This window comes from Oceanibaculum sp. (assembly GCF_022449305.1).
GTDB lineage: Bacteria > Pseudomonadota > Alphaproteobacteria > Oceanibaculales > Oceanibaculaceae > Oceanibaculum > Oceanibaculum indicum.
In genome coordinates, this window is sequence record NZ_JAKUSO010000084.1 from 1 (window position 1) to 11,233 (window position 11,233).

Annotated in this window: 9 protein-coding genes, 1 tRNA gene and 1 pseudogene; 5 read left to right on the forward strand and 6 right to left on the reverse strand. The window is 66.9% G+C overall.

The genetic code is table 11. The annotated features are described in order from the left end of the window. Positions 1–419 precede the first annotated feature (419 nt). Positions 420–1,316, forward strand: coding sequence for a hypothetical protein (locus MK313_RS16775; protein ID WP_121216794.1), 897 nt, complete (start codon positions 420–422; stop codon positions 1,314–1,316). Here MK313_RS16775 and MK313_RS16780 read toward each other — a convergent pair. Beyond that, positions 1,313–3,691, reverse strand: coding sequence for a YbcC family protein (locus MK313_RS16780; protein WP_287783102.1), 2,379 nt, complete (start codon positions 3,689–3,691; stop codon positions 1,313–1,315). The two genes, MK313_RS16775 and MK313_RS16780, sit on opposite strands and share 4 nt — an antisense overlap. 15 nt (positions 3,692–3,706) lie before the next feature. Beyond that, positions 3,707–5,254, reverse strand: coding sequence for a proton-conducting transporter membrane subunit (locus MK313_RS16785; RefSeq protein WP_287783105.1), 1,548 nt, complete (start codon positions 5,252–5,254; stop codon positions 3,707–3,709). A gap of 98 nt (positions 5,255–5,352) precedes the next feature. On the opposite strand from MK313_RS16785, the gene MK313_RS16790 reads away from it, so the two are divergent. Then, entirely contained in the window at positions 5,353–6,249 is an 897-nt protein-coding gene (locus MK313_RS16790) for a LysR family transcriptional regulator (RefSeq protein ID WP_287783108.1), read from the forward strand. A gap of 63 nt (positions 6,250–6,312) precedes the next feature. Here the strand turns inward: MK313_RS16790 and MK313_RS16795 are convergent. Then, a tRNA-Ser gene (locus MK313_RS16795) sits at positions 6,313–6,403 on the reverse strand. A 290-nt stretch (positions 6,404–6,693) separates the two neighbouring features. Between MK313_RS16795 and MK313_RS16800 the strand changes: the two genes are divergently transcribed. Beyond that, complete coding sequence (locus tag MK313_RS16800; RefSeq protein WP_287783111.1) at positions 6,694–7,011, forward strand: hypothetical protein; 318 nt, start codon at positions 6,694–6,696, stop codon at positions 7,009–7,011. A gap of 1 nt (position 7,012) precedes the next feature. Here MK313_RS16800 and MK313_RS16805 read toward each other — a convergent pair whose 3' ends face one another. Continuing rightward, complete coding sequence (locus MK313_RS16805) at positions 7,013–7,456, reverse strand: MerR family transcriptional regulator (RefSeq protein ID WP_287783113.1); 444 nt, start codon at positions 7,454–7,456, stop codon at positions 7,013–7,015. 83 nt (positions 7,457–7,539) lie between these two features. Between MK313_RS16805 and MK313_RS16810 the strand changes: the two genes are divergently transcribed. Together MK313_RS16810 and MK313_RS16815 are read left to right on the forward strand one after the other, a co-directional pair. Then, entirely contained in the window at positions 7,540–8,196 is a 657-nt protein-coding gene (locus tag MK313_RS16810; protein ID WP_287783115.1) for a cation transporter, read from the forward strand. 131 nt (positions 8,197–8,327) lie between these two features. Further along, on the forward strand, positions 8,328–9,947 hold the full coding sequence (locus MK313_RS16815; RefSeq protein ID WP_287783118.1) for a fumarate hydratase: 1,620 nt from the start codon (positions 8,328–8,330) through the stop codon (positions 9,945–9,947). Positions 9,948–10,147: 200 nt separating this feature from the next. On the opposite strand, the gene MK313_RS16820 is transcribed toward MK313_RS16815, so the two are convergent. Further along, positions 10,148–11,056: a prephenate/arogenate dehydrogenase family protein gene (locus tag MK313_RS16820; RefSeq protein WP_287783121.1), complete on the reverse strand. Its 909-nt coding sequence runs from the start codon at positions 11,054–11,056 to the stop codon at positions 10,148–10,150. Continuing rightward, positions 11,053–11,233, reverse strand: a pseudogene (locus MK313_RS16825) (histidinol-phosphate transaminase); the annotation flags it as partial. The gene MK313_RS16820 and the pseudogene MK313_RS16825, both read right to left, overlap by 4 nt.

Below are 11,233 nucleotides of genomic sequence, written 5' to 3' on the forward strand. Positions count from 1 at the left end.
TACCGGTAAAACTCGACCCATTGGCACCGTTTGTGCCGGTCTGATCATTGCTAACAGTCACAACTGCCATGATTCCGCCTCTCCTTGGACGCAGCTCTAAGTGCGCGGTTGCGGAACCCATGGGGGAGGAAACCCGATAAGGAAACCCGACTTCCAAAAAAGACGAAAATTCCAATCCACCGAATGACGGCTATGTACAATTTCCGTCTAATTTGATTTTTCCGTCTGATATTCTAATTACGTCAATCGCCTTACATTCTGGGGGTTTTCGGGAATTATATGTTATCCCTGAAAGGCGATTGGCGGTTTGCGCTTGAATTCTGCTTCATGAGCCGCAAGTTTAATCTTCCAATGAGTGGAAATTGGAAATTGCCGTTTTACTGGCTTCGCCAGCGCCTTGCCCGCAACGTCAAAGCCCGATGAGCACCGATTTTCCGCAGAAGCTTCGCCTGATTCAGATCGTCACCGGCTGCGCGACCCAGAAGGAAATGTATGCGCGCTTCAAGGCGCTGAATCCGCACACCGGCTACGATCCGCAACGCGCCTACAAATGGCTGCAGGGGCGCTCCAGTCCGCGCGACATGTCGGTGTTCGAGGATATTGCCCGGCTGCTCGACCTCGATGTGCCGGGCGAGGCGGTTCGCAACAGCACCATCGACGAGTTCCGCACCCTGATAGAAGCCCGGCGGGGGCCATTGCCGGCGGAGGTGGCGCCTGAGGCCCTAGGTGGCGCTTTGCGTCTGCCGACCTATCTGGCGGGCCGTTTCCTGGCGATTGCCAGGGCCTGGGCACCGGACCGGCGCGACTGTCTGCTGGCGGGCATCCTGACCCTTACCCCGGATGCCACACAGGGGATCGGCGTGCATTATCAGGAATATCTGCCGGCCGGCCATCTGGTGTTAACGGGTGCCATGCAGCGGATTGGCCGCAGCGCACGGGCGACGGCCATCAATGAAGAGGACGAGACCTTCATCGATTTTTGCCTGCAGATCCCGCCGGCACCGGCTCCTGTGCTGTACGGCATCCTCAGCGGTGCGGCGATCCAGGATCTGGAGATGCGCCCCTCAGCCTGCCCGCTGATCTGCCTGCGCGCCGATGCCGTGTCCTCTGAGACTCTGTGCAAAGCCAGCGGCTATTATTCCAACACACCGGAATCGGCCAGTGACCTGGCCCTTGTTGCCGGACTCGCCGGGGAGCAAGCGACGACCTTCGGCGCGAAGGCACATGAGTTCCTGAATGCCAGCGAACCCGGCCTGATCAGCGTGACGCCGTCCGAACTGGCGCCGCTGATCGCCAGCGCCTATTCGCAGGCCTAAGGCCGCGCCGGCTGGCCCGCAAAAGCCTCCCAGGTGAGGCCGGGGCGATAGCGTCTCGTGATCCGGCCGTCCTCCAGCGCCAGCAGGTGCAGCCAGCCATTGTCGAACAGCTGCCGTACCCCGTCATGCCGGCGCAGGATGTCGGTGATCGCCTCGGCGGGTGCCTCGACCAGCACTGACAGGCGCAGCGCCTCATGCGCGGGCTTCTCGCCGTCATGCACGGTCTGGACCGGCAGGCCGGGGCGCAGCAGGCCACCATTGCCCTCGACGACGCCGATGCCGCCGACGACATTGTGGATCAGCTTGTTGCCGCCGCCGAAGGTCTCTAGCGCGACGGTCGAGCCGTAATATTGCAGGCTGATCCAGCTGGCCACCACCACCGGCGCGGTCAGGATCAGCTCCAGCGTCGCGAAGCCCCTGTCCTGCCGCCAGTCATAGCTGTGCAGGAAGGCCCGGCCTTCAAGGTCACGCCCCGCCGTCACGGTCCGGGGCGCGGCGATGAAGGCGCCGCAGCCGGCAAGGCCCCATTCCGGCCGTACCTCGGCCCAGTCCGCCGCGCGACGGGCAAGGTTTTCGCCGACAGCACCGGGCAGCCGCAGGGCACGCTCGGCCCGGGCCTGCCGTCCGGCGGCGGCGAGCCAGGCTTCCGCCTGCTTCAGGAGGTCGGCATGGCCGGGAGCCTCCGTGTCGCGGTACAACGTCACGCTGTCTGTCACCGTATCGTGCAGGCCGGCGACGAACAAAGTGTCCTGCGGCAGCGTGATCCCCAGCGCGGGCAGGCCGGCCCTGGTCTCCGGGTCGTTCAGCAGGGCGGCGAGCAGGCGCGCGGAAACCTCGCCGGTCTGGCCGCTGCAGGCACCGCAATGATAGGCGCTCTGGTGCGGATTGTTGGTCACATTGGTGCCATGGCCGACCAGCAGCACCAGCCTTGCATGGGCTTCCGTCAGGCTCATGGCGCGCAGGACAGCGGCGGCCGTCTGCGCCTTCTGCGCTGCTGTCAGCCCATCCTCGAACCGTGGCAGCCGCTGCGGGGAGGGGGGCTGTCCACCCAGCCCCAGCGCGTCGCGGATCAGCTTGCCGCCATAGGCCGGGCCCGCCGCCTCGACGAAGGCGAAGGAGGAGACTGCCGCCTGCCGGAACCGACCCCAGGCCCGCCGCGCGCGTGCCGCGATCCGCGTTGCCGTTTCCTGCTGCGTGTCGCCATGGCTGGTCGTCGTCAGCGCCGGGTTCAGCAGGGCCGGCAGATGGGCCTGCGCCTCATCCGTCCCTTCCGGCCGATGCGCGACCGGCAGGCCGAAGAAGCCGGCGAAACCCAGTGTCTCGATCCCCTGATCCTGGCTTTCCAGCGCCCGGCGGATGATTTCGGAGCGGACATCGATGCAGAAGGCCGCCTGCAGCGTGGCGCGCCCCGGCTGTGCCGTCGGGCCGGAGAGCAGCCCGGCAAGCCGGCGCTGATGCGCGCGCTCGGCGGCGTCCTGCAGGATGGCGTCCAGCAGCTGATCCGGCGCCGGAACCAGTGGCGCGGCATGCGCCGTCACGGTCGCCTGCCAGTCGGTGGCGACCGCCGGAATTTGGGCCAGCAGCGCTTCTTCCCAGACCAGCCGGATCGCCAGCAGGTCGGTCAGGGTGGTGTCGGTGCCGCCCTTCAACTCGGCCTGCCACAGCAGCCAGCGCGCATGCTGGGGCCAGCCGCCCAGATCGAGCAGCAGCCGGTGGAAGGCCGTCTCCGCCGCTTCCGCCGGCAGGTCCAGCCGCTCGGCTGCGCGCAGGATGGCCCGGTCGGCGCTGTCGGGCGCCTCGGCCACATGGGCGCAGAAGCCTTCCAGCCCGGCGATCTCCGGCGTCAGGTCATGGGTCGCCCATTCCCGCCAGGCGGCGAAGGCACCATGACCCGGACGCGGCGACCAGAGCGCCTGCCCCCGGTCGAAATGGCCAGCCGCCCAGAGCCCGACGCTGCGGGCGATGATCGCCGGCCAGTCGGTTCCGGTCGCATGGGCGGCCAGCGCCGCCACGGTCGGCAGTGCCTCGGGGGCAGGGGCCGCCTCCCGCATCGCCACCTTCAGCGCTGCCAGGTCGCGCGGCTTCGCGGAGGTGGGGCAGGCGGTCAGCGCCGCCGAAAGGTCATCGTCGGTGATCTCGCCCGCCGTCACCTTCTGGGCCAGTTCCGCGCGCGGCTGGGTCAGGCTGATCCCGGCGGTGCGGGCGAGTCGGGCCGAGGTCTGCGTCAGATCCTCGTCCGTCTGGCCGAGAAAGGGGTTCACCGCCACGGTCGCATCCAGCGGAAAGGCCGGCGGGATGGCGCGTGCCGCCGCCTCGGCAGCCCCAAGGAGCTGCGCGGCCCGCGAGGGGGCGATCTGGTGATGCTTCAGGAACATCGGAACTCTCCCGGTTCAGGCGTTGCTGGAGGTCCGGAAGCCGCCGATCATGCGGTCCAGAAGCGCATTCAGGTAAAGCCCGTTCGCCAGATGCACCCGGAGCCCGGCGGTCGAGGGGTGATGCGCCCAGAGCGGGAACAGGGCCTGCGCGAAGGCGACAAGGCCGAAGGATAGCACCGCCAGCACGATCAGCGCCCATTCCAGCGACCCGGCGACCGGTGCTTGCGGCAGCCATGGCCCCCACACGGCCTGAGCGGCGACCTGGAAGCCAAAATAGGCCAGCGCGGTGGCCAGAGAGGCGGTGGCCGTCCGCAGCGTCAGCGCCCAGGGGGCGGCATCGGCCAGCCCCTGGGCGATCAGGTAGGAAACGCCGAAGATCAGCATCGCCCCCAGCGCCAGCGTCTGCGGCGACTTCTCGCCCAGCAGCAGGGTGAACCCGGCCGCCACCGCGACATACAGCACCAGCGCCAGCGCGAAGGACCGGGCGACGGCCGCGAGATTCGGCACGGCGACCGGGCCGGGCTTGCGGATTGCATTCACCGCCTGCACCGCGCCGCCCGAGGACAGGAAGGCATGCGCCTTGTACAGCGAATGCGCCACGATATGCAGCAGCGCCAGCGGCCAGAGCCCCAGCCCGCATTGCAGCAGCATGAAGCCCATCTGCGCCACGGTGGACCAGGCCAGCGCCGTCTTCACCGCGCTTTGCGTCAACATCACCAGCGCCCCGAACAGGGCGGTGACCCCGCCGATCAGCACCAGCGCCGCCATCGCGCCGGGGCTGGCCTGCATCAGGCCGGACAGGGTGATCAGCAGCACCCCGCCGGAATTGATGATGCCGGCATGCAGCAGCGCGGAAACCGGCGTCGGCGCCTCCATCACCTCGGTCAGCCAGCCATGCACGGGCAGGGCGGCCGTCTTCAGCACTGCCGCGAGCACCAGCAGCCCGACCGCGATGAGCGCCTGCACCGGCAGGGTCGTCGCCGCCGTCAGCAGGGCGATGTCGGTTGTGCCGAAACTCAGCCAGAGCAGCAGTGCCGCCAGCAGCAGCGCTGCATCGCCGGCGGTCCAGACCCGGATGAACTTGGCCGCGGCGCGCCGGGCCTCCGCCCGTTCCGGATAGAAGAGCAGCAGCTGCCGCAGGATGAGGCCGATAGCGATGAAGCTGGCGGCCAGCACCCACAGGCTGGCGGCCTGCACCAGCAGCAGGACCGCCGCGATGGCGGCCAGCACCAGCCCGTGGAACCGGCCTTCCCGCGCCTCGCCATCGAGATAGCGGCGGGAATAGCGGATGACGACCCAGCCGACGAAGGCGACCAGAAGCGCCAGCGTCACGCTGATCGCATCGAGGCGGACCAGCGCCAGCCCTTCTATCGGACCGTCGGCCAGCAGCTGCCCCAGACCGCCCAGTATCAGCAGCAGGCTCGCCAGGCTTGCCGCCTCGGCTAGCAGGGGCAGCCGCCCGGGGCGGCGTCCGCAACGGAAGGCAAAGGGCAGGGCCGTCGCTAGGAGCACCAGCGGCGCCAGGGCCGTGAGCGGAAAGGCCGTAGAGAGGACGCTGGTCATCGCTGGCTCCGTTAAGGGTGAATGGGGAGCCATGTACAGCTTGCTGTTAATTCAGAAAATTACATATATTGTGTCATTTAGTTCTATAATATCGAACAATGGCGCATCTGAACCTGCATCATCTCCGCCTGTTCCGGGCGGTTGCGAGCGATGGCACCCTCACCGGGGCTGCACGGACGCTGAACCTGTCGCAATCCGCGCTGTCCACACAGCTGCGCGCGCTGGAGGCGTCGCTGGGCCAGGATCTCTTCGAACGCCGGGGCCGTAGCCTTGTGCTGACGGAGGCCGGGCGCATCGCGCTCGATCATGCCGAGGCGATCTTCCGCACGGCCGACGACCTGACCGCGACCCTGCGGGAGACCGGGCGGGCGAGGCGCGCCCTGCGCATCGGGGCGCTTGCCACCCTGTCGCGCAATTTTCAGCTGCGCTTCCTGCAGCCCCTCATCGGGCGGGCTGATGTCGAGGTGATCCTGCGCTCGGGCCCGCAGGACCAGCTGCTGCGCGGGCTGGAGGGGCTGTCGCTCGATGTCGTGCTGACGAACCTCGCCCCGGCGCGGGATGCCGCCAGCCCGTGGCTGGTGCACCGGCTGGATGAGCAGCCGGTCGGGCTGATCGGCACGCCGGCGCGGTTTGCTGCCGGAAGGTGCACGCGCCCCTTGAAGGATTTGCTGGCTTCGGAGCCGCTGATCGTACCGACGCCGGAAACCGGGCTGCGCGCCGCCTTTGACGCGCTGGCCTCGCGGCTGGGAGTGACGCCGGTCTTCGCCGCGGAGGTGGATGACATGGCGATGATCCGCCTGCTGGCGCGCGCCGATGCCGGCCTCGCCATCATCCCGCCCATCGTCGTGCGGGACGAGCTGGCGGCGGGCACCCTGGTCGAGGCCGCTCGGCTGGACGGCATCAGCGAACCCTTCTTCGCCGTCACCCTGCAGCGCCGCTATCCCAACCCGCTGCTCACGGACGTGCTCGGTCCGAAGCAGGACGGGGGAAGCTGATCCGCACACGGATCGGCTCCCCGCGAGCGGCATCAGAAGCTGCTGATTTTTCAGACAAGAAACTGGCGGAGGGAGCGGGATTCGAACCCGCGAAGAGCTATTAACCCTTACACACTTTCCAGGCGTGCGCCTTCAACCACTCGGCCATCCCTCCGGCCTGACGGGTGCCTGCCGAAGCGGCCCCGTTTGGAAGCGCCGCAACCTAGCCGAGAGCGCCCCCGGATGCAATGCCCGATGCAATGCCCGATGAACGCCGTAAACAATCTTCCGTTTCCGGCAGCGCGGGCATGCGGTACGGGCAGGATATCAGCATGCAATGGAAGTTGGGCGGTGCGGGTCACAGGCCGTCACGAAACCGTCAAGGGAAAGGCCGTGCGGTAATGAATCATTGCCGAAGCAGGGGGTTAACGGCACACTACCCCCGTCCTACGCGATTGGGAAATCATGCGTATCTTCGGTCGAGTCCTGGGGTGGGTGCTGATATTGGCCGCGGTCGCCGTGCTCGGTGCCGATGCGCTGGCGGCCCTCGATTCCGGCCAGTTCGCCCCCCGGCCGATGGGCCAGCTCTGGTTCCAGCTCGATCGCGGCAGCCTCAACCTGATGCAGGCCGTCGTGCAGCGCTATCTGGCGCCATCGATCTGGGACCCCGGCATCGTCTCGGTGCTGCTGCTGCCGGCCTTTGTGGTGCTCGCCGTTCCCGGCGTGCTGCTGGCGCTGCTGTGCCGGCCCGGCCCGGAGCGCCGCAAGCCCCTGTTCTACTAAGCTATACAGTCGCAGCCTGGTGGTCTGGTGCCAGGCAATGGCTGTGGCTGTGGTCGGCCAGTGTTTCGATGACCCGGCAGTCTGCGACGCTGCCGCCATCGCAGGCCGTCACCATGCGCACCAGCTCCGCCTCCAGCGCCTGCAGCCGGGCGATCTTGTGCCGCACATCGGCCAGATGCCTGTCGGCGATCCGGTCGGCGGCGGCGCAGGATTCCTCCGGCGTGCGATAGAGCATCAGCAACTCGCGGATCGACTCCAGCGAGAAGCCCAGCTCCCGCGCATGGCGCAGGAAGTTGAGATGCCGGCGGTGGCGCTCGTCATAGCGGCGCTGGCCGCCCGCCGTGCGGGGCACGGGCGGCAGCAAGCCCTGTTCCTCGTACCAGCGCACTGTTTGCTCGTTGCAGCCGGCCTCGCGGGCCATATCGCGGATGCCGTAGCTCGCCATGATTTTTCCTCTTGAAGCTCAAACGACTGTAGCTCTCATCTTTATGTGCGAAGGCGATTGCCTGTCTGCAAGAGGATGGAAAGATGAGTGGCTGCTGCGGTCCTTCGCATGATCTCGGACATGGGCACGATCACGGTTCGGCTTTTGATGGCGCCTCGCCGGCCTATCGCCGGGTGCTGCTGATCGTGCTGGCGATCAACGCCGCGATGTTCGTGGTGGAGGTAGCGGCTGGTGCTATCGCCGGGTCGTTGGCGCTTTACGCCGACTCGGTGGATTTCGCGATGGATGCCGCGACCTATGGCCTGTCCTTCTGGGCGATCGGCCGGGCGGCGGAGACGCGCGCCCGCGTGGCCTTGCTGAAAGGCGGCAGTCTCGGCGTCATCGGCACGGCGGTGCTGGGGATGGCGCTGTGGCGGCTGTACAGTGGGGCGCCGCCGGAGCCGATCACCATGGGCGCCATCGGCCTGCTGGCGCTGGCCGCCAATGTCATCAGCGCGGTACTGCTGTTCCGCTGGCGCGACGGCGACGCCAATGTCGCCTCGGTCTGGCAATGCACGCGCAACGACGCCATCGGCAATGTGCTGGTGGTGCTGGCGGCGGTCGGCGTGTTCGGCACCGGCAGCGCGCTACCCGACCTGATCGTGGCGTCCCTGATGGCGGCACTGTTCCTGAACTCCGCCTTCCGCATCATCCGGCAGGCGCGGGGCGAGTTGCGCAGCGCGGCGGTGCAGGCCGGGTAGGTGCCAAGTCGTCGGGGGTACTGGATTTTGCGCCTGCCGCCTGCTACCAGTCTCGGCGGAATCCAGAACAAGCCCGGCTGGCGGCCCGCGTGGCTGTGCGGCCCAGCAACCGCAGATCGAGGCAGCGCCCCATGGTCGATTTCGTCTATCAGGACATGTTTCCGCTGGGGGAGGACAAGACCCCCTACCGCAAGCTCACCAGCGATTTCGTTTCCACCGTGAAGCTCGACGGCGCCGACATCGTGAAGGTCGCGCCGGAGGCGATCACCCTGCTGACCGACCAGGCCTTCCGCGATATCTCGCACCTGCTGCGCCCCGGCCATCTGGCGCAGCTGAAGGCGATCCTCGACGATCCGGAGGCGTCGCCCAACGACAAGTATGTCGCCTTCGACCTGCTGAAGACCGCCAACATCGCGGCCGCCGGTATCCTGCCGATGTGCCAGGACACCGGCACCGCCATCATCATGGGCAAGAAGGGCCAGAATATCTGGACCGGCGGCGGCGACGAGCAGGCCATCGCGCGCGGCGTGTTCAAGACCTATACCGAGACCAACCTGCGCTACAGCCAGCTGGCGCCCTTGAGCATGTTCAAGGAGAAGAACACCGGCTCCAACCTGCCGGCGCAGATCGAGATCTATGCGACCGAGGGCAGCGCCTACAAATTCCTGTTCATGGCCAAGGGCGGCGGCTCGGCCAACAAGGCCTTCCTGTTCCAGCAGACCCCGGCGGTGCTGAACCCGGAGAAGCTCTACGGCTTCCTGGAGGAGAAGATCAAGACGCTGGGCACGGCGGCCTGTCCGCCCTACCACCTGGCCATCGTGATCGGCGGCACCTCGGCGGAGATCAACCTGAAGACGGTGAAGCTGGCCTCGGCACGCTATCTGGACGGGCTGCCGACCCAGGGCAGCGAGACCGGCCACGCCTTCCGCGATGTGGAGGCGGAGCAGAAGATCCTGGAGATGACCCGCCAGATGGGCATCGGTGCGCAGTTCGGCGGCAAGTATTTCTGCCACGATGTGCGCGTCATCCGCCTGCCGCGCCACGGCGCCTCGGTGCCGATCGGGCTTGGCGTTTCCTGCTCGGCCGACCGTCAGGCCGTTGGCAAGATCACGAAGGAGGGCGTGTTCCTGGAGGCGCTGGAGCGCCATCCGGAGAAATACCTGCCGGAAGTGACCGACGACAAGCTCGGCGGCGAGGTGGTGAAGGTCGATCTGAACCGGCCGATGGACGAGATCCGCAAGCAGCTGTCGCAATATCCGATCAAGACCCGGCTGTCGCTCTCCGGCCCGATGATCGTGGCGCGCGACATCGCCCACGCCAAGCTGAAGGAGCGGATCGACAGCGGCGAGGGGCTGCCCGACTATTTCAAGCAGCACATCGTCTATTACGCCGGTCCGTCCAAGACGCCGGAAGGCTATGCCTCCGGCTCCTTCGGCCCGACCACGGCGGGGCGCATGGACTCCTATGCCGAGGTGATGATGAAGAATGGCGGCAGTTTCATCTCGCTGGCCAAGGGCAACCGGTCGGCGCAGGTGAAGAATGCCTGCAAGACCTATGGCGGCTTCTATCTCGGCTCCATCGGCGGCTCGGCGGCACGGCTGGCGCAGGACTGCATCACCAAGGTCGAGGTGCTGGAATATCCGGAACTGGGCATGGAAGCGGTCTGGCGCATCGAGGTGGTCGATTTCCCTGCCTTCGTCATTATGGACGACAAGGGCAACGACTTCTTCGCCGACCTGCTGCCGGAGTAGGGGCAGGCGTGCAGGCTGCGCCATTTCACCAGCCGTCATTCCCGGGCTTGTCCCGGGAATCCAGGGTGCAGCTTACTCGACCGACGATCCAGCGAGCGGAAGCCTGGACCCCCGCAACAAGTGCGGGGGTGACGGGCGAGAACTACGAGAAAACCCCTCTCCAATGCCGGGAGAGGGGTTTTCTCTTACGCCTGCCCTTACTATGCCTGTTTGGCCTCGATGATGCCGCGGCGGATCGTACGGGTGCGGGTGAACAGCTCCTGCAGCTTGTCGCCCTCGCCCCAGCGGATCGCGCGCTGCAGGTAGCTGAGATCCTCGGAGAAGCGCTGCAGCATCTCCAGCACGGCTTCCCGGTTGTTCAGGAAGATGTCGCGCCACATCACCGGGTCGGAGGCGGCGATGCGGGTGAAGTCGCGGAAGCCCGAGGCGGAGAACTTGATCACCTCGTTCTTCGTGCTTTCCTCCAGATCGACCGCCGTGGAGACGATGGTGTAGGCGATCAGATGCGGCAGGTGCGAGGTGATGGCCAGCACCTTGTCGTGATGCTCGGCATCCATCTCCTCGATCATGCTGCCGGCCCGCTCCCAGAACAGCCGCAGCTTCGCCGTGGCTGCCGGGTCGCCGCCGGGCAGCGGGGTGAGGATGCACCAGCGCCCCTCGAACAGCTCCGCGAAGCCGGCATCCGGGCCGGAATGCTCGGTGCCGGCAATCGGATGGCCGGGTACGAAATGCACGCCCTCGGGGATATGCGGGCCCATGTCGCGCACCACGGCCATCTTCACCGAGCCGACATCGCTGACGATGGCGCCGGGCTTCAGATAGGGGGCAATCGCCTCCGCCGCCGCGCCGCAGGCGCCAACCGGGGTGCAGACGATGATGAGGTCGGCATCGGTCACCGCGTCCTTCGCCTCGGCATGAAGGGAATCGGCGAAGCCCAGCTCCGCCACCCGCTTGCGTGTTGCCTCGCTGCGCGAGGTGACGGCGACATGCCGGGCGAGGCCTTTCTTGCGCGAGGCCCAGGCGAGGGAAGACCCGATCAGCCCGGCGCCGATCAGGGCGACGCGCTCGAAGACGGGGTCATTATTGGGAGTAATTTCTTGCGTGCTCATGTCAAAAACTCTGCCAGCGTATCCACGACGATCTTCATTTCCTCCTCGGTACCCACCGAGAAACGCAGATAGTCGGGCAGGTTATAGCTGCGCATTTCGCGCACCAGGATGCCGCGGCTGTTCATGAAGGCCAGCGCGGTGTCGGCATTCTTCGCCGGGTCGGCCGGGAACCGCGCC

Coding starts and splice junctions, on each gene's coding strand:
- MK313_RS16815 (WP_287783118.1), top strand. CDS start 8,328: ATGGTCGATTTCGTCTATCAGGACATGTTTCCGCTGGGGGAGGACAAG.
- MK313_RS16785 (WP_287783105.1), bottom strand. CDS start 5,254: ATGACCAGCGTCCTCTCTACGGCCTTTCCGCTCACGGCCCTGGCGCCG.
- MK313_RS16805 (WP_287783113.1), bottom strand. CDS start 7,456: ATGGCGAGCTACGGCATCCGCGATATGGCCCGCGAGGCCGGCTGCAAC.
- MK313_RS16775 (WP_121216794.1), top strand. CDS start 420: ATGAGCACCGATTTTCCGCAGAAGCTTCGCCTGATTCAGATCGTCACC.
- MK313_RS16790 (WP_287783108.1), top strand. CDS start 5,353: ATGGCGCATCTGAACCTGCATCATCTCCGCCTGTTCCGGGCGGTTGCG.
- MK313_RS16820 (WP_287783121.1), bottom strand. CDS start 11,056: ATGAGCACGCAAGAAATTACTCCCAATAATGACCCCGTCTTCGAGCGC.
- MK313_RS16810 (WP_287783115.1), top strand. CDS start 7,540: ATGAGTGGCTGCTGCGGTCCTTCGCATGATCTCGGACATGGGCACGAT.
- MK313_RS16780 (WP_287783102.1), bottom strand. CDS start 3,691: ATGTTCCTGAAGCATCACCAGATCGCCCCCTCGCGGGCCGCGCAGCTC.
- MK313_RS16800 (WP_287783111.1), top strand. CDS start 6,694: ATGCGTATCTTCGGTCGAGTCCTGGGGTGGGTGCTGATATTGGCCGCG.